14 protein-coding genes are annotated in these 17,887 nt (G+C 61.7%); 6 read left to right on the top strand and 8 right to left on the bottom strand.

Translation table 11 applies throughout. From position 1 onward, the window contains the following. Window positions 1-45: 45 nt before the first annotated feature. From AWB83_RS18640 to AWB83_RS18630, 3 genes are all read right to left on the bottom strand, one after another. The gene (locus AWB83_RS18640) at window positions 46-2,313 is read right to left on the bottom strand and encodes a TonB-dependent receptor (RefSeq protein ID WP_087047100.1); all 2,268 of its coding nucleotides are present in this window, start codon (window positions 2,311-2,313) and stop codon (window positions 46-48) included. Between the two features lie 489 nt (window positions 2,314-2,802). Next, on the bottom strand, window positions 2,803-3,756 hold the full coding sequence (locus tag AWB83_RS18635; RefSeq protein WP_087047099.1) for a LysR family transcriptional regulator: 954 nt from the start codon (window positions 3,754-3,756) through the stop codon (window positions 2,803-2,805). 179 nt (window positions 3,757-3,935) lie between these two features. Beyond that, complete coding sequence (locus AWB83_RS18630) at window positions 3,936-4,133, bottom strand: hypothetical protein (protein ID WP_087047098.1); 198 nt, start codon at window positions 4,131-4,133, stop codon at window positions 3,936-3,938. Window positions 4,134-4,575: 442 nt separating this feature from the next. Here AWB83_RS18630 and AWB83_RS18625 point away from each other — a divergent pair, with 442 nt between their 5' ends. Beyond that, on the top strand, window positions 4,576-5,190 hold the full coding sequence (locus AWB83_RS18625) for an NAD(P)-dependent oxidoreductase (protein WP_087047097.1): 615 nt from the start codon (window positions 4,576-4,578) through the stop codon (window positions 5,188-5,190). A 67-nt stretch (window positions 5,191-5,257) separates the two neighbouring features. Here AWB83_RS18625 and AWB83_RS18620 read toward each other — a convergent pair whose 3' ends face one another. The 5 genes from AWB83_RS18620 to AWB83_RS18600 form a co-directional block, all read right to left on the bottom strand. Further along, complete coding sequence (locus tag AWB83_RS18620; protein WP_244197793.1) at window positions 5,258-5,602, bottom strand: DUF3331 domain-containing protein; 345 nt, start codon at window positions 5,600-5,602, stop codon at window positions 5,258-5,260. Window positions 5,603-5,970: 368 nt separating this feature from the next. Further along, the gene (locus tag AWB83_RS18615) at window positions 5,971-6,807 is read right to left on the bottom strand and encodes an ABC transporter permease (protein WP_087047095.1); all 837 of its coding nucleotides are present in this window, start codon (window positions 6,805-6,807) and stop codon (window positions 5,971-5,973) included. 5 nt (window positions 6,808-6,812) lie between these two features. Beyond that, a complete protein-coding gene (locus AWB83_RS18610) occupies window positions 6,813-8,084 on the bottom strand; it encodes an ABC transporter permease (protein ID WP_087047094.1) in 1,272 nt (423 codons plus the stop codon). Between the two features lie 62 nt (window positions 8,085-8,146). Then, a complete protein-coding gene (locus AWB83_RS18605) occupies window positions 8,147-9,169 on the bottom strand; it encodes an ABC transporter substrate-binding protein (protein ID WP_244197800.1) in 1,023 nt (340 codons plus the stop codon). A gap of 104 nt (window positions 9,170-9,273) precedes the next feature. Beyond that, entirely contained in the window at window positions 9,274-10,374 is a 1,101-nt protein-coding gene (locus AWB83_RS18600; RefSeq protein WP_087047092.1) for an ABC transporter ATP-binding protein, read from the bottom strand. Window positions 10,375-10,567: 193 nt separating this feature from the next. Here AWB83_RS18600 and pdxR point away from each other — a divergent pair, with 193 nt between their 5' ends. The 5 genes from pdxR (at window position 10,568) to AWB83_RS18575 (ending at window position 17,852) form a co-directional block, all read left to right on the top strand. After that, window positions 10,568-12,055 carry a MocR-like pyridoxine biosynthesis transcription factor PdxR gene (pdxR, locus tag AWB83_RS18595; protein ID WP_087047091.1) on the top strand — a complete coding sequence of 496 codons (1,488 nt, stop codon included), beginning with the start codon at window positions 10,568-10,570 and terminating at the stop codon, window positions 12,053-12,055. 510 nt (window positions 12,056-12,565) lie between these two features. Then, window positions 12,566-13,117 carry a fimbrial protein gene (locus tag AWB83_RS18590; protein WP_087047090.1) on the top strand — a complete coding sequence of 184 codons (552 nt, stop codon included), beginning with the start codon at window positions 12,566-12,568 and terminating at the stop codon, window positions 13,115-13,117. Between the two features lie 105 nt (window positions 13,118-13,222). After that, window positions 13,223-13,966 (top strand): fimbrial biogenesis chaperone, encoded by a 744-nt coding sequence (locus AWB83_RS18585; protein WP_087047089.1) that lies wholly within the window; start codon window positions 13,223-13,225, stop codon window positions 13,964-13,966. Window positions 13,967-14,139: 173 nt separating this feature from the next. Beyond that, a complete protein-coding gene (locus AWB83_RS18580; RefSeq protein ID WP_244197792.1) occupies window positions 14,140-16,704 on the top strand; it encodes a fimbria/pilus outer membrane usher protein in 2,565 nt (854 codons plus the stop codon). Continuing rightward, window positions 16,701-17,852 (top strand): fimbrial protein, encoded by a 1,152-nt coding sequence (locus tag AWB83_RS18575; RefSeq protein WP_087047087.1) that lies wholly within the window; start codon window positions 16,701-16,703, stop codon window positions 17,850-17,852. The genes AWB83_RS18580 and AWB83_RS18575 overlap by 4 nt, the downstream gene beginning before the upstream one ends. Window positions 17,853-17,887: the final 35 nt, after the last annotated feature.

Here is a 17,887-nt window from a genome sequence, read left to right as displayed (position 1 = left end):
ACTCATATCGCGCGCGCCGCATGATACGGCGCGCGCGCATTCACATCAACGGAAGCGGTAGTTCAACGTCGCGAGGAACGTGCGGCCAAGGCCCGGCACCGCGCGTCCGCCGTCGGACGGAATCAGGGCGTCGTAGTACTTCTTGTCCGTCAGGTTCAGCACGTTTAGCTGGATATCGTAGCGCTTCTGATGATACGCGGCCATCACGTCCCAGCGCACGTAGCCGCCTACTTCGACGAGATTGTTGTTCGCCGCATAGCGCGACGACACATACGAAGGCCCGCCGCCGATCTGCCACGCGGGCGTGAAGTCGTAGGTCGTCCACAGCGTGAGCATGTGCTTCGGCGTGTTGGCGGGCGTGTTGCCCTGCGTGCCGTCGAAGGCCTGCAGGACGGTGCCGTCCATGTACGTGTAGCCGCCGAACATCTGCCATTGCTTCGTGATGTGACCCGCCACGCCCAGTTGGTAGCCGCGCACGCGCACGTTCCCGTCGAGGGAGTAGGTGCCGTCCGAGGCCTGCGTCCGCGCGTTGGTTTTCTCGATGTTGAAGAGCGATTGCGTGATCGACAGGCCGCCGTTCAGCAGATCCCACTTCGAGCCGATTTCATAGGACTTGTTGTGCTCGGGCGGCAGGTTCTGCTGGCCGTTCGTGAGCGTGAGCGCTTCCAGCGACGGATCGAACGACGTGCCATACGAGACGTAGTACGACTGCGCTTCCGTCGGCTGCCACACGAGGCCCGTGCGCACGCTCGTGAAGTAGTTGGTCTGCGTGGCGTAGCCCGGCGCGTTGATCGAGTTGTTGATCGACGCCTCGTAGCGGTCCCAGCGCACGCCGCCGATCCACTTCCAGTGCTCGCCGATCGAGATGGTGTCGTTCAGGTACAGGCCGACGCCGTTCGCGCTCGATTCCGCCAGATTGGTCGCGACTTCCTTATAGTTCGACGGACGCGGCGTGTAGGCCGGGTCGACCAGCGGCACGATCGCGAGCGTGTTCGACGGCAGGCCCGGCGTTGTCGCCGTGAAGCTCTGGTTGCTGTAGGTTTCGTGGCTCAGGTCGACGCCGACGAGCATGTCGTGCTTGAGGAAGCCGGTCGCGAACTTGCCTTCGAAATCGGTCGTGTTGTAGACCGAGTGATCGTTGATGTTGCGGTCCTTGCCTTGCAGGCGCACGTACAGCGAGCTGAGCGGCAGCGTCGTGTAGTTGCCGTTCGAGAGCGCCGTCGACGTGCCGAGCGGGCCGGTCAGCACGGCCGCCGCGTTGGTCGCGCGCGCCTCGGTGCTGTAATGGCTGAACTGCGTCTGGTTGCGCAGCGTGAACATGTCGTTGAAGCGATGCTCGACTCGCGCGTTCAGTGTCTGCACGTCCTGGATCGTACGGTCGTCGGTGAATCCGTAGAAAGTCTTCGTGTCGACCGGCGCGGGATGACCGTTCAGCGGCGGGATGCCGTAGTCGGGCTGATCGCGGTTGTGCTGGATCAGCGCGGACAAGGTCACCTGCGTCGGCGTGCCGATGCCGAACTTCACTTCGGGCGCGATGCCGTAGTCCTTGTTGATCATCTCGTCGCGCGTCGAGCCGAGCGACTGGCCGAACGCGTTGATGCGGAATGCGGAGGTGTCCGTCAGCGGCTGGTTGATATCGACCGTCGAGCGGAAGCGGTCATGCGTGCCCGCCTGCAGCGAGACGTCGGCGCGCGGCTTGAGGTCCGGCTGCTTGCTGACCTGATTGATGACGCCACCCGTCGAGCCGCGCCCGAAGTACAGCGACGACGGACCGTACAGCACGTCGATCGACTCGAGGTTGAAGGTGTCGCGATAATACTGGCCGCGGTCGCGGAAGCCATCGAGATAGATGTCCGTGCGCGCCGTGAAGCCGCGCAGGTTGATGTTGTTGCCGATCTGGCCGCCTTCGGCCGCACCGAGCGTGACGCCGGGCACGTTGCGCAATGCGTCGGCGAACGAGCTCACGCCTTGCGACTGAATCACCGCCTTCGGCACCACGACGACCGCCTGCGGGATATCGCGCAGCGCGGTCGGCACCTTGGCGCCGACGCTCGACATGTCCGGCTGGAAATCCTGCGCGTCGGCCTGGCCCGTCACCTTGACGGCGGGCAGGGAGGCGGTTTCGGGTGGGGTGACGGCGGAGGCGCCTTGGGCGGGAGCGGCGCTTTGCTGCGCGACTTGCGATGATGCGGCGGGCGAGTTCTGCGATGCGGCTTGTGCGGCTTGCGGAGCGGTTTGGGCGTACAGCGGCGCAGCCATGGGAACCGCGGCAATAGTTACCAGTGCCGCTGCGAGCGGCGTTTTCCTCAACATGTCGTTTCCCCGATGCTTGTTAGTGAAATCCGAATGGCAGCGAAACGGGTTTTCATCTGCCAGAAGTTGATCGAACCGAGATCAAAGCGGAGCGGGCGGCGTCGTCGAGAAAGGACCGGCGGCGGCGCCCTGAAAGCGCCCGGCGCTTGCGGCCACGGGGGTCATTGAGACAGCCTATCGCCGCAAATAGCCTAAATGCGAATCAGTATCATTACATGTCTCAGAAACATTTGGAAATGGTCATTGTCAAAAGCAGGTCTTTTTTCCGGTTTCCGTGACGTCCACGCAACGAAAAAAAGTGTAAAAGGTGCGGGTTTGCGCAACTGCCCGTTGGGCAGTGAGGCCCGGCGGATGAGGGATTCGGACCGAAACCGCCGCGTGACGCGGCACTGGAGCGGATCCAGTCGCCGGGGATTACGGACAAAAAGTGGCGGATGACTTTTTTACCACCCTGTGACGCCGTAATGAGTTGTAAGAAGCGTGGCGGCGTCAGAGCCCGGCGACGCCCGAGGTCACGAGCGCGTAGGGGCCGCTCGTCAGCTGTTCCTTGAGAAACTCGATGCACACGCGGATCTTCGCCGAATGCGACGAACGCGCCGACGTTACGGCCCATACGTCGGCGCGCTGACGATACGCGGGCAGCACCGGAACCAGCGTGCCGTTCTGCAGGCTGGACGCGACGTCCCACACCGAGCCCATCACGATGCCGAAGCCTTGCTCGGCCCATTGCCGCACGATGTCGCTGTGATTCGACGCGATCGGCCCGGTCACCTTTACGCTCTCCTCGCCGTTGGGACCGGCGAGCCGCCAGACGCCGAAGCGCTGATCGCGTCCGCGAAAGAGCAGGCAGTCGTGCTGCGCGAGATCGGCGAGCGTCTTCGGCGCGCCTCGCCGTTCGAGATAGGCCGGAGCGGCAGCCAGTACGCGGTAGCTCTCGACGATCTTGTGCGCGATCAGATGCGGCTCCTGCACCTCGCCGACGCGTATGTCGATATCGAAGTTCTCGCCGACCAGATCCACGCGGCGGTCGAGCAGCTCGAGCCACACCTCCAGGCCCGGATGGCGGCGCTTGAGCAGTACGAGCGCGGGCGAGACATGCTCGCGCCCGAGGCGCAGGCTCGTGCCGATGCGCAGGAGACCGCGCGGGTCGTCGAGACCGGCGAAGGCATCGGCCATGCCTTGTACATCGTCGAGGATCTTTTGCGCCCACTGGAACGCCGCTTCGCCGTCGCTCGTGATCGACACGCGGCGCGTCGTGCGCATGAACAGCTTCACGCCGAGGCTCGTCTCCAGCATGGCGATGCGCTTGCTGACGTGCGCGGGCGAGATGCCCGTCTCGGTGGCGGCGGCGATGAAGCTCGAGCGGCGCGCGACGATGCAGAACAACTGCAGATCGCGCAGGAATTGGTCATTGTTCGCGACGAGCGCGCTTTGCGTTTTCATTCGCCTGATCGTGCTTGCTTGTGCTGCCTGTGTGCCTGGCTGCGGCAGTGGACGCTAGCCTAGCCGCAAGCGAAGCGCGCGCGCAAGGACATCGATTCGACAGCGACGGATACGGCGCGTGAAGCGGCCAGATAAAAAAAGCGCCCCGAGTGGGGCGCTTCGCATGAAGTCTTGAACGCTTACGGGTTCGCGCGAACCGCGTCCCTGACGGCGTCCATCACGATGCCGTAATTGAGCGGGATGTCCAGCGAATCGGAGTAGCCGGGTTCTTCGGCGGACTCCTTTGGGACGGCGCGAACCGGAATCGGCTCGTAGGCGGTTTCGCCTGCCGGATTTTCGCGTCCTTCGATGGCACCCTGCAATTGCGGATTCTTCACGATTAACTCCTTCCGGTAATGGAGCGGCGAGGAACTGCAATATAAACCAAAGCGATGACAAATTGGCGACTTCGATATGAAAACGCGCCCCGAAACTGCTGCGTGCGGCGCGCCGGTATCGCCGCTGCGCCGCGTCTCGGAAAGAGCGCAGGGCCCTCCAGTTTAATGGCGTCGCGCGTCTGTGAACGTGCTCACCGATTATGTCAAGGGTGTGTCGATATTGCGCCGGAGTGTTGAAATCGGCCCGGAAATTGCGTGACTATATTATTGTTTGGTATGTCCTTAATAATGATCAGGGGTGAATCGATGCTCCGATTCCGTCTTGGCGGGAAACAAACTCTACCGATTCGGGGAATTAGTTCGTATTTTATTTCCTTTTATCATGAAGTGACCGCTCGCACGGTTCCGGTGCGAATGCCGCAAATACAAAGGAGAATGTGGAATGAGCAAGATCGCGATCATCGGGGCGACAGGCAATGTGGGCAGCCGTCTAGTCGAGGAAGCGTTGCGGCGCGGACACACGGTTACGGCGATAGCGCGCGACACGTCGGATCTGCAGCCGCGGCAGGGGCTGAGCGTGCAAAGCGTCGATGCGCTCGACGCCGCGGCGCTCGCGGCCGCCATCGCGGAGCACGACGCGGTGTTCAGCGCGATGCGCTTCGTCTCGGTTCCTGAAAGCGCGGTCGTCGAGCCGATGAAGCGCGCTGGCGTGCGGCGCCTGCTAGTGGTGGGCGGCGCGGGCAGCCTGTATGCGGCGCCGGGCCAGCGCGTGCTCGACTTGCCGGATTTCCCCGCCGCCTACAAGCCGGAAGCCACGGCGGGCGCGGCGTTTCTCGACGCGCTGCGCCGCGAGCGTGACGTGGACTGGACTTTCATCTCGCCGTCTGCCGAATTCGTGCCCGGTCCGCGCACGAAGAAATTCCGCCTCGGCGTGGATGAACTGCTCGTCGACAGCAACGGCCGCAGCTGGATCTCGTTCGATGACTACGCCATCGCCTTTCTCGACGAGTTCGAGAGCGGCGCCCATATCAGGCAGCGCATCACCGTCGGATACTGAAAACGCGGCAGCGCGAGCCGCCTGCTCGCGCCGTCCGTCCTTCTACCCGCGCTGCGGCCCATGACCGTCATTCGTGCAGGTCCACTTCCATCTCTTCGCTGTTCCTGGGCATGGCTGCGGCGAGAATCATCGCGGAAGCGTTCTGCGGCTTCGGATCGCGCTGCGACGGGCGATAGACCTGATCGCCGCGATGGATCGGCATCCCCGAAAGCGAGCACACGCCCTCGTTCGTCGCCGTGGTCGCGCGCCAGCCCTGATAGCCGTAATGGCACGTGCCGGGATCGGACCAGTAGACGAGCGCCGTCGCAGTGCTCGGACGCTCGATCACCCGCACGATGGCCTGGGGAAACGGCAGGCCGTCGTCGGCGTGTTGCGGATGCGCGCGATTCCAGTCGCGCGTCAGACGCTCCACAAATGCGTTTTCAGCACGTGCGGATTTCTGGGAGGGGGCGGTGCGAGCGATGTCCTTGGGCATCGCCTCGAGCTGGTGAACCGTCTGTGACCACGGGTCCGCTCTTTTCGAAAAAGCTGTCATGGCATTGTTCCAGGCTTTGACTCGACCTAGAACGTACGTCATTCAGCATATTCCGATAAATACTGCATCAGTGAATACACTATCCCGTTGTTACGAATAATCGAACGAGCTCCGGTGAAACCCTTATCCGGTGGACCTTGCGGGCGAAGCAGGCCGCTGCGGGACCGCTCGAGGCACGCACGCTTGAAGCCGCTCGTAAGCCAAATGGCGTCTGCGGGAACCGGAAAACCCTGATTGCATCGATACTAAGCGATCGCGCGCGCCGCCGCCCGGCCGCGCAGCCATTCCAGCGCAAGCAACAGACTGGTCGAGAACACGATCAGGATCGTCGCGAGCGCGGCGATCGTCGGACTGATGTTTTCGCGGATGCCGGTAAACATCTGGCGCGGCAGGGTCGTCTGGTCAGCGCCGGCGAGAAAGAGCGTGACCACGACTTCATCGAAGGAGGTCGCGAACGCGAACAGCGCGCCCGAGATCACGCCCGGCGCGATGACGGGCAGCGTCACGCGGAAGAACGTCGTGAGCGGGTTCGCGCCGAGCGACTGGCTTGCGCGCACGAGATTGGTGTTGAAGTTCTGCAGCGTCGCGCCGACGGTCGTCACGACGAAGGGAACGCCGAGGGCCGCGTGCGCGAGGATCAGCCCGAAATACGTATTGGCGATGCCGAGCGGCGCGAAGAACAGATACATGCCCACGCCGACGACGATCACCGGCACGATCATGGGCGAGATCAGGACAGCCATCAGCATGCTCTTGCCGAGGAAATTCGCCTTGGTCAGCCCGACCGCGGCGAGCGTGCCGAGAATCGTCGCGACGAGCGTCGCCGATGGCGCGACGATGAAGCTGTTTTTCGCCGCCATGCGCCATTCGTCGGACATGACGAGGTTGTGATACCAGCGCATCGACCAGCCCGGAATCGGATAGACCAGGAACGTGCTCGAGGAGAACGACAGCGGCACGATCGCCAGCACGGGCAGGATCAGATACAGCAGGGTCAGCACGCAGATGATCCGCAAGGCGAAGTACCAGATGCGCTCGATGGCGGACGTATGCGGCGCGAACATCGGTTTGGCGAGTTTCATGTCTGTTACCCCAGACTCACGTTCGAGCGCGTGAAGCGCCCGTAGACCACATAGAGCAGCAGCGTGGCGGCGAGCAGGAGCGCGCCGAGCGCGCACGCCATGCCCCAGTTGATCGTGACGTTGGTGAAGTAGGCGATGTAGTAGCTGACCATCTGGTCGTTCGGCCCGCCGAGCAGCGCCGGCGTGATGTAGTAGCCGATTGCGAGTATGAACACGAGCAGCACGCCCGCGCCGATGCCCGGATAGGTCTGCGGCACATACACGCGCCAGAACGCGGCGAACGGATGGCTGCCGAGCGACACCGCCGCGCGCTGATAGGTGGGCGGCACGGATTTCATCACGCTGTAGAGCGGCAGGATCATGAAGGGCAGCAGGATGTGCGTCATCGAGATATAGACGCCCACGCGGTTGAAGAGCAGCGCGAGCGGCGAGCCGATCAGGCCGCTGCCGATCAGCGCCGTGTTCACGAGGCCCTCGCTTTGCAGCAGCACGATCCACGCGGCGACGCGCACCAGCACCGACGTCCAGAACGGAATCAGCACGAGCACCATCACGAGGTTCGCGCGGCGCGCGGGCAGCGTCGAGATCCAGTAGGCGAGGGGATAGCCGAGCAGCAGCGCGAACAGCGTCACGCCCACGCCGATGACGAAGGTGCGTCCGAAGACGTTGAGATAGATGGACTGATCGGGATCGGCATGCACGATATTGCCGAAGCCGTCCTGCTTGTGATCCAGCGATGCGAGCAGGTAGAAAGGCGAATAGCGGCCGGCGTTCTTCGCGATCGCCTGCCAATAGGCGGGATCGTTCCAGCGTTCGTCGATCTCCACGATCTTCGCGCGGATCTGCGGCGCGGCGAGCGGCTTGCCGTCGTCGCCGGTGAGCGGCATCGCGCGCGCGGTCTTCGCGACCAGCGAGCGATAGCCGGGGATTTCGGTGTTGAGGCGGCGCGCGAGCGCGCCCATCGATTCGCCGTCCGAGATTGCCGTCAGGTCTTGCGCGAGCGCGGCGTAGGCTTCATCCGATGGCGGCGTCTTGCGGTCCCATTTCGCGAGCGCGGCGCCGGTGTGCGGCAGCGCATTCGCCACTTCGGGATTTTCGATGGCGCGCGTGAGCAGCGCGCCGATCGGCACCACGAAAATCAGGAACAGAAAGATGGCGAGCGGCGCGATGAGCAACAGCGCCATCGCGCGCTTCTTCGCGTCGGCGATCTTCAGTTCGCGCTTCAGGCGCGCGCTCGATTCGCGCGACTCGTCAGCCGGGATCGTCATGGTGTTCACGCTTGAGTCTCCTGTTCGGCCGCGCTTCACCGAAGCGCGACCTCATACCGCCTGAAATGCGCTTACTTCGACGCCCACGCGGTGAAGCGCTGCTCGAGTTCGTCGCCATGGTCGGTCCAGAACGCCATGTCCTGCAGCACCGCGTTCTTCGCGTTCTCCGGCGAGTTCGGCATATCGGCCTTCGTCTTCGCGTCCAGCGCGGAGATCGCGGCCTTGTTCACCGGACCGTAGGCGATGTTCTTCGCATAGACTTCCTGCGGCTTCTGCGACACCGAGTAGGAGATGAACTGCGTCGCCACATCCTTGTTCGGCGAGCCCTTCGGAATCGCCCAGTAGTCGAGGTCGTAGATGCTGCCGTTCCACACGACCTTCAGGTTCTTGCCTTCCTTGCGCGCCGCGTCGATGCGGCCGTTGTACGCGGTGGACATCACGACATCGCCCGCGACGAGGAACTGCGGCGGCTGCGCGCCCGCTTCCCACCACTGGATGTTCGGCTTCAGCTCGTCGAGCTTCTTGAAGGCGCGGTCCGCGCCGGCCTTGGTGCCGAGCACCTTGTAGACGTCCTTCGGCGCGACGCCGTCGGCCATCAGCGCGAATTCGAGGTTGTAGCGCGCGCCCTTGCGCATGCCGCGCTTGCCCGGGAATTTCTTGGTGTCCCAGAAGTCCGCCCAGCTGGCCGGCGCGGTCTTGAGCTTGTCCGCGTTGTAGGCGAGCGCGGTCGACCACACGAAGAAGCCCACGCCGCACGTCGCCGGCGACTCGGGCACGAGATCCGCTTTCTTCGCGATCTTCGACCAGTCGAGCTTTTCGTAGAGACCTTCGTCGCAGCCGCGGCCGAGATCGCCCGATTCGACTTCGACCACGTCCCAGTTGACGTGCTTGGCTTCGACCATCGCCTTGACCTTGGCTTGTTCGCCGTTGTACTCGACGGCGGTGACCTTGTTCTTGGTCGACTGCTCGAACGGCTGATTGAACGCGACCTTCTGCGCGTCGCCGTTCGCGCCGCCGAAGTTGACGACGGTGATCTCCGCCGCGCTCACGACGGACGCGGTCGATGCATACACGAGCGCGGCCGCCGCCGCCATGGAGCACAGTGCGAACTTCTTCATGATGGTTTCCTCTGTCTGCTTGGTTTTATCGATGGACTTGCGGGTGGAAGACAAAGCGCTTCTCGGCGAAGCGGCCAGACTCAGGCGAACACGCGCAGATGCTCGGGCGCGAATTCGAGCGCGACGGGCGCGCCGGGCGTGAAGCCGTCGAGCGCCGCGGTGCCGAGCGGCACCTTGACGAAACATTCGTCCTGCTCGCGCACGCCGCAGCGCATGCGCACGTGATCGCCGAAATAGATGAGGCTTCTGGCCTCGCCGGACAGCGCGTTGATGCCGTTGCCGTTCGCGCGTCCGATGCCGTGCGCGAGCTTCATGCGCTCGGGCCGGATGCAGGCGATGGCCGGCGCACCCGGCTTCGCGTTCGCGACGTTGAGACCCGAGAGGCGCGTGCCGTCGGCGAGACGGATCTCGCAGTAGTCGCCTTGCGTCTGCTCGATGGTGCCGCGCAGCCGGTTGCTGTCGCCGATGAAGTTCGCGACGAACTCGTTGCAGGGCGCTTCATACAGGTGATCGACGGTGTCGAGCTGCTGCACGATGCCCTTGTCGAACACCGCGACGCGGTCGGACATCGTGAGCGCCTCGCCCTGATCGTGCGTGACGTAGACGAAGGTGACGCCGAGCTTCTCGTGCAGCGACTTGAGCTCGTATTGCATGTGCTCGCGCAACTGCTTGTCCAGCGCGCCGAGCGGCTCGTCCATCAGCACCAGCTTGGGCTCGAACACGAGCGCGCGGGCGAGCGCGATGCGCTGCTGCTGGCCGCCGGAAAGCTGCGCCGGATAGCGCTTCGCGAAGCTCTCCATGCGCACCATCTTGAGCGCGTTGTCGACGCGCTGCGCGCGCTCTTCGGCGGACATCCTGCGCACCGTCAGGGGATATTCGACGTTCTGCTGCACCGACAGATGCGGAAAGAGCGCGTAGTTCTGAAACACCATGCCGATGTCGCGCTTGTGCGGGGGCACCTTGTTGAGCAGCTTGCCGTCGAGCCAGATCTCGCCGCCGGTCGGGAACTCGAAGCCCGCGAGCATCATGAGGCAGGTGGTTTTGCCGGAACCGGACGGCCCGAGCAGCGTGAGGAATTCGCCCTGATAGATATCGAGGTCGAGCGATTTGACGACGAGCGTCTCGCCGTCATACGTCTTTCGAACGCCGCGAAAGCTGACGATCACCTGATCGGATTTCATCTTCCGTGTCTCCTTCGGAATGCCTTTTTGCTTCCTGATACCGCCGCGCGTCGTCCCGACACCCGGAAAATTTTTCTACTGCCCGGGATAACTATAGCCCGGTACGGTTCTACAATGTGGAGCCATTTCAATATTCAAAATGGAACCACTTTCCGCGTCCGGCCGGGTGGCTCCAGGGGCGGGAAGACACATCATGGATACCATCATCCTCGCCGACTGGCTGAGCGCGCGGCTCGACCGCTCGGCCGCCGAGCCGATGTATCGCCAGGTGCTGGAACTGATGCAGCAGGCCATCCTGACGGGCCAGCTCGCGCCCGGCACCAAGCTGCCCAGTTCGCGCACGCTGGCGATCGATCTCGGAATCGCGCGCAATACCGTGCTGCACGTCTACGATCAGTTGACCGCCGAAGGTTACGTGACCTCCACGACCGGCAGCGGCACCTATGTCGCCGACACTGCGCCGCGCGAGGGCGCCGTCGCGAAGGCGAGGCCCGAAGAGGCGAAGAAGCCGTGCACGATCTCGCGCAGGGGCGAGCGGCTGATCGCTCAGGCGGGCGTCTCGCCGAAGCAGTGGGGCGCGTTCATGCCCGGCGTGCCCGATGTCGCGGAGTTTCCGTCGCGCACCTGGAGCCGGCTGCAGGCCCGGCTCTGGAAGCGCGCCAGCCCTGATTTGCTCACTTACGCGCCCGGCGGCGGCTACCGGCCGCTGCGCCGGGCGCTGTCGGACTATCTGCGCGTCGCGCGCTCGGTGAAGTGCCAGCCGGACCAGATCATCATCACGACCGGGATTCATCAGTCGATCGACCTCGCCGTGCGCCTGCTCACGGATTTCGGCGACCGCGCGTGGGTCGAGGAGCCGTGCTACTGGGGCGCGCGCAGCGTGCTGCAGTCCTCGGGCCTCACGCTCGTGCCGGTTCCCGTCGACGAGGAAGGGCTCAATCCGACCGAGCGCGACATGGCGACGCCGCCGCGCCTGGCGCTGGTCACGCCTTCGCATCAGTATCCGCTCGGCATGGTGATGACGCTCGCGCGGCGGCGCGCGCTGCTGGAGTTCGCGCGCCAGCACAAGGTGTGGATCATCGAGGACGACTACGACAGCGAGTTCCGCTACGGCAGCCGTCCGCTGTCGTCGCTGCAGGGGCTCGACGACGCCGGGCAGGTCATCTATGTGGGCAGTCTGGGCAAGATGCTGTATCCCGGCTTGCGGATGGGCTATATGGTGGTGCCCGAAAATCTCGTCGACTCGTTCCGCACCGGCGTGGCGGAGCTTTATCGCGAAGGGCAGTTGATGCAGCAGGCCGTGCTCACGGAGTTCATTCTGGACGGGCATCTGACGTCGCACGTACGACGCATGCGGGGACTGTATGGCGAGCGCCGCGAACTGCTGATCAATGCGATCAGGGCACGTTTCGGCGATTCCCTGGCCGTGCGCGGCGACGAGGCCGGTCTGCACTTCGTGCTCGAGCTGCCGCAATACGCCGACGACAGCGCGATTGCCGCCGATGCGCTGGCGGCCGGCGTGGTCACTCGGCCGCTTGTCAACTACTACATGAACCGGGACGAAGCGCTGCGAGGCTTGATGCTCGGATACGCGTGCGTGCCGAACGGCGAGATCGCGCCGAACTTCGCCCGGCTGGCGGCAATCATCGAGCGGGCGCTGACGTCGCTGGAAATTGCCTGACCACGCTGCCGATCGGCCGTAACGTCAATCGGCGATCGAAGCGCCCATCGCCGGACCCGCAGTGGGCCAGACCATGTTCGGGTAATCATTAGGCAGGCAAGGTTGGCATTAAAGCAGCAGTAAAAAATTAAAGATGACTTTAGGCAGATTTAATTGTCCACGCCATATACTAAGCATTACATAATATGTGTAAAAAATTGAAAATTAATTGCCTGATTTCTACTTTACTTGGCCGCTCATGTAAATTTCTTTACTTAAATAAAGATAACTAAGAAATCTCTTGTAACAACTTTTCCGAGAATAGCGCACCATCTCGTCGCGAGTTTCATGCCCGTAAATCAATCGTTCGCATTCGAGAATAAGTTCCGTTTGTCGGGCATGTGATGGTGGGAAGTGGGATCCGCTGTTTCGGCGTCAAGGTGTGGGTGATGGAGCTTCGCCACCCGGTTTGCAGCAACAACGGCCACACTGGAAACACCGCACTTCAATAATTAATCGGAGTTTTCGAAGATGAAGAGCTTTGCTATCTCGGCGCTTGTTGCTGGCGTACTCGGACTGGCCGCGGGAGGTGCATATGCGGATGCAGGCACGATTCAATTCAACGGCGAACTGGTCGCTGGAACCTGCGACATCAATGTCAACGGCGGGGGCTCCGCCGATGGCACGGTCGCGCTGCCCAAAGTCCAGACCAAGGACCTGACGGGAGCCACCGGCAAGATCACGGCAGGCGATACCAGCTACAAGGTCGAACTGAAGAACTGTACGCCGGTTTCCGGCTACAGTAAGGCGTCGGTGTTCTATCAGGCGGGCGCGACGGTTGACCCGGTCGATGGTCGACTGATTGTTCAGCCCGGTGGTGCGGAAAACGTCAAGATCGAACTGTTGAATCAGGACGGTACGCAGATCAAGGTGGGTTACGCAAGCGATATCCAGAACTCCAAGCCTGTCGATATCTCCTCGGGCGATGCCACGTTGTACTACATCGCGCGCTACTACGCGACGGGGAAGACGACTGCCGGCGTCGCGAACTCGTCGGTCGTCTACAGCATCGACTATCAGTAAATCGAGGTCGTCTTAGCAGCCTTCGCTTAGCGAGGGTCTGCGTAAAGGCGGGCGCAAGCCCGCCTGTTTTGTAATCAAGTCGGGCTAGGGAACTGCATCGTCACTATGAAACTGGTAAAAACATTGGCAAACATCGCGACCTGGTGTGTCGTGCTGATGGGATTATCCGCTCACGCCAACGCGTCGGTGGTAATCGCAGGTACACGCGTCGTCTATAACCAGAGCGATTCGGAAGTCACGGTCAAGCTGACGAACAATGGCAAGCTCCCTGGCCTCGTCAAGGTATGGATCGACAAAGGCGACCCGGACGCGAAGCCGGACACGATCGACGTGCCGTTCACCATCACTCCGCCGCTGATGCGCATCGATCCGACAAAGTCGCAAACGTTGCGGATCATGTTTGCCGGCGAGCCGTTGCCGGCCGACAAAGAGTCGATTTTCTACCTGAACGTGCTGGAAGTGCCTCCGAAATCCACGGGCGACGCAGCCTCGGCCAATCAGTTGCAACTGGCATTTCGCACGCGCATCAAGTTTTTCTATCGTCCGACAGGGCTCAAGGAACAGTCGGTCGATGCTCCCGGACATGTCGTCTGGCATCTGAAGCGGGAAGGCGGCACAAACATGATTGAGGCGTCGAATCCGACCGAGTACCACGTGTCGTTCGACACAGTCAAGTACACCGATGGAACGCGAAGCGCCTCGTTCATTGATGGCGGCATGGTAGGCCCGGGCGAAACGAAGGATTTTCCTTTGAAGGGTGACCTGCCGAGTGCGGGCGCCAAGGTTAGCTGGACCGCCATTAACGACTATGGCGGACCCCAGCACGGTGAATCAAGTTTGTCGCCCTGAGCGCTTCATCCAGTCGCCTCACTTTAAGTTCTTGGCGGAACGCGTAGCGCCCGCGTGGTCGCCCCAATTAATCCGTAGCGATGCATTAGCGTGCGTGATCAGGTCACGCGCGGGATACGCTGACTGCATATAGATCGTCCTACCCAGTTAATATGCATTTTCGTAGAGCTCACGTGTCTGGGTTGCCACTCAGGCCGATCAGTATCGTCACGCTGCAAGCGATGGCCGCCATGGGCGTCAGTGCTCATGCGTGGGCGGACGCTTCACAACAATATGCCCAGGTCGAGTTCAACGATCAATTCCTGAATTCAGGAGGAACCGACAAGGTAGACATTTCACGTTTCAACAAGGGCCAACAAACTCTGCCGGGCAGTTATCGGGCGGAAACCTTTGTCAATGAAGTCTGGCGGGGCAGGTTCGATGTAGAGATCCGCGAATCCGCGCCAGGTTCGAGCGAAGTACGGCCTTGCTTCAACGCCGATCTGCTGGAACGCATCGGTGTCGATCTGAGGAAGCTTTCGCCCGAGACGACCGCGATGCTCGCGTCGCCGGACAACGCGTGTCTGGCATTGTCGGACCTGATCCCGAGTGCGTTTGCGTCGTTCGACGGCGGTGAACAGCGTCTCGATATCAGCATTCCGCAGATCGTAATGTTCAGCAAGGCGCGTGGCTATGTCGATCCAAAGTACTGGGATGACGGCGTTCCCGCGGCCACCCTTCAGTACAACGCCAACGCCTATCACAGCTCGGCGAGCGGCTACACCAACGATTCGCAATACCTCGGGCTGATCGGCGGCTTGAACGCGGGTCCGTGGCGCTTCCGCTACCAGGGCAACCTGACGAACTCCAGCGTCGGCGGTCAGCACTATCAAACGGTGCAGACGTACGTTCAGCGTGGATTCAACGACATCAAGAGTCAGTTGACGCTCGGTGACACGTTTACCGACGGCGCGCTCTTCGACAGCTACGGCGTGCGCGGTGTCACGCTGGGTACCGACGACCGGATGTATCCCGAGTCGCAACGCGGCTATGCGCCTATCGTGCGCGGCATCGCCAACAGTAATGCCCGCGTTCAGGTTCGGCAAAACGGCAATGTCATTTACGAGACAACTGTCGCACCCGGCGCGTTCGAGATCACCGACCTGTATCCCACCGGTTACGGCGGTAATCTCGATGTGATCGTCACGGAAGCCGACGGCTCGCAGCACATTTCGACGGTGCCCTATGCCGCCACCGTGAACGCGCTGCGTCCCGGCATCACGCGATACAACGCCATGATCGGTCAGTATCGCGATCCTTCACTCGACATTCACCCCTTCGTCTCCCAGTTTACGATTCAGCGCGGCATCAGTAATCTGCTGACGCTATATGGGGGCTTTACGGGCGCCGACTTGTATTTCGCCGGCATGGTGGGGGCGGCGATCAACACGAAGTTCGGTGCGTTCGGTTTTGATGCGACGCACGCGACCGCCAGCTTCGCCGGCTTGGGCACTCACAACGGCATGAGCTTTCGAGTGAGCTACAGCCAGCTCCTCGAGCCGACCAACACCAACATCGCGATTGCGGCGTATCGGTATTCGACCAATGGCTTCTTCAGCCTGTCGGACGCCATGACCATGCGCCAGCTTCATGAGGACAGCCAGCTCGGCCTGATGTCCGCGATGCAGAAATCGCGGATGCAGTTCACGGTCAATCAGACCCTGGGCTCGGACGGTAGATTCGGTTCGGCCTATGCCATCGGCTCGATCGTGAACTACTGGAACCGTCCGGGTCGTGATACGCAGCTTCAGATCGGCTACTCGAATAGCTGGAAGCGAATCACGTATGGCGCGTCGTTCGTGCGTCAGTACATGGTGAACACCAACAAGTGGGACAACCGCGTCATGGTGAACCTGATGATCCCGCTCGGCCTCGGCGCGCGCGCACCGCTTTCGTCGACCAACTTCCAGTACGACTCGGCTGACAGCGCCTACAGCATGCAGGAGTCGGTCACCGGAACGTTGGGTTCCGACAGCGCGTTCTCGTACGGCGTGAATGCCAACTACAACGATGGTGGAAACACGGGGTCGAGTGCCACGAGCGTCGGGGCAAACGTCGGCTACATGGCGCCGTTCGCTCAACTGACTGCCAACGGCAGCACCGGCCGCCACTATTCCCAGGTTGGCGCGGGTATTTCCGGCGGCGTGGTCGCCTGGAAGGGCGGCGTCGCATTCACGCCGAACATGGCCGAGACCATCGGCATTGTCGAGGCCAAGGATGCTGCAGGCGCGCGAGTCGCCAATGGCGCGGGTCTTCGCGTCGATCCGTGGGGACACGCGATCGTGTCGGGTATGCAGCCGTACTCGAACAACGATGTCGAAATCGACCCGAAGGGTCTGCCGATGAACATCGCCCTCAAGTCCACGGTGCAGCGTACCGCGCCGACCGCAGGCGCCGTTGTCAGTTTGAAATTCGACACGGAAGACACGGGCAGGGCTGCCGTGATGCGTGTTGCTCAGGCCGATGGCAAGCCGCTGCCGTTCGGGGCGGAAGTCTTCGATGAAAAGAGCAATAACGTCGGCGTGGTGGCGCAGGGCAGTCGCATCATCGCCACCGGCCTGAAGATCGATGCGGGCACGCTGAATGTCAAATGGGGCGACGCGCCGAATCAAACTTGTTCGGTGCGCTATCAGTTGCCGGAGCAGTCAAAGGCGAACAAGCAACTTTCACTGACGATTGCCGATGGAGTCTGTGAATGAACGAAGCGAACGCGTTTTACCTTGAAGGATTGGATATGAAGACTTTTAGACGAATCGCATCCGCGTGCATTCGCCTTCTGTTCTGCTGTGTCACTGCATGGATGCTTTTGCCGGGTAGCGCCTGGGCGACGTCCTCTTGTCACTCCAATCCTCCGTTGCTCTTTACGCTCAAGTTTCCGGACAGGATAGCGGTAGCGCGCGACCTTCCTGACGGTTCGCCGCTCAGTGGATGGGTGTCGACACCCATGACCAACAATTACTGGACGTGCGTCGTGACTCAACAGTGGTACACGGGGACGGACTTCGAGGTTGCTGGAATTATTCCGTCCACTCCTACGTCGTTTACTCGCTCATACAACGGCAAGTCCTTCCCAGTCTACGCAACAAACGTTCCGGGCGTGGGCATGGCGCTTGGAGGGTACATCTACAACAACGGTAGAACCAGCGGTCCGCTGGACTTTCCTCATCTGGGATATCAATGGAACCAAAATGGCAGTGCCGTCAATAATGGTGGTCAGCTCATCGCATCCTTGGTCAAGATCGGAAAGGTCGTGCCTGGTACGGTGACGGGACAACTTGCTCAGGCGTTTTCGTGGGAATCGGCGACCAAGGCAACTCCCGTTGGCAACCTCAACCCGGGCGCCGGCATCATCAACTTCGATATGACTCCCGTCATTGTGACGGTGTTGACTTGCCAGACTCCCGACGTCGATGTGGTCATGGGTACGCAGAGTCCAGCAGACTTTCCTGGCGTTGGGAGCCCGTCCAACAAGTCCACGTCGTTCAATCTCAGCTTCAACAATTGTCCGGCTGGAACCGCCGACACGGTTGACAAGGAAAACCTCGCGGGCCTGATTCATAGCATCCAGTATCGAATCGACCCGACTTCTCCGGATCGCCTTGTACCAGGCTATACCAACGTTGTCGCACTGGATGACGGGGTGTCGCAGGCCGGAGGCATAGGAATTCAACTCTATGACGGTAATGGCGCTGTTGTGCCCTTGGCAACCTATATGCCCCTCGGCGGATTTGACGGAACAAAGTCGGGAAGTTACAGCATACCGATGAGGGCTCGCTATTTCCGTACCGGCGCCATAAGTCCAGGCACTGCGAACGCCACCATGTTGATGACTGTGCAGTACCAGTAACGCCTTCCGGGTAGTCCATCTAACCTATGAAGCTT

The organism is Caballeronia ptereochthonis (genome assembly GCF_001545075.1).
In the GTDB taxonomy this organism is placed as follows: Bacteria; Pseudomonadota; Gammaproteobacteria; order Burkholderiales; family Burkholderiaceae; genus Caballeronia; species Caballeronia ptereochthonis.
Note: the sequence above shows the minus strand (reverse complement) of the source record. Positions and strands in the feature narration are given on the sequence as shown.

Excerpts from the sequence above, each read along its gene's own strand:
- AWB83_RS18640 (WP_087047100.1), bottom strand. The coding sequence starts at position 2,313 with ATGTTGAGGAAAACGCCGCTCGCAGCGGCACTGGTAACTATTGCCGCG.
- AWB83_RS18635 (WP_087047099.1), bottom strand. The coding sequence starts at position 3,756 with ATGAAAACGCAAAGCGCGCTCGTCGCGAACAATGACCAATTCCTGCGC.
- AWB83_RS18625 (WP_087047097.1), top strand. The coding sequence starts at position 4,576 with ATGAGCAAGATCGCGATCATCGGGGCGACAGGCAATGTGGGCAGCCGT.
- AWB83_RS18615 (WP_087047095.1), bottom strand. The coding sequence starts at position 6,807 with ATGAAACTCGCCAAACCGATGTTCGCGCCGCATACGTCCGCCATCGAG.
- AWB83_RS18605 (WP_244197800.1), bottom strand. The coding sequence starts at position 9,169 with ATGGCGGCGGCGGCCGCGCTCGTGTATGCATCGACCGCGTCCGTCGTG.
- AWB83_RS18600 (WP_087047092.1), bottom strand. The coding sequence starts at position 10,374 with ATGAAATCCGATCAGGTGATCGTCAGCTTTCGCGGCGTTCGAAAGACG.
- pdxR (WP_087047091.1), top strand. The coding sequence starts at position 10,568 with ATGGATACCATCATCCTCGCCGACTGGCTGAGCGCGCGGCTCGACCGC.
- AWB83_RS18590 (WP_087047090.1), top strand. The coding sequence starts at position 12,566 with ATGAAGAGCTTTGCTATCTCGGCGCTTGTTGCTGGCGTACTCGGACTG.
- AWB83_RS18585 (WP_087047089.1), top strand. The coding sequence starts at position 13,223 with ATGAAACTGGTAAAAACATTGGCAAACATCGCGACCTGGTGTGTCGTG.
- AWB83_RS18575 (WP_087047087.1), top strand. The coding sequence starts at position 16,701 with ATGAACGAAGCGAACGCGTTTTACCTTGAAGGATTGGATATGAAGACT.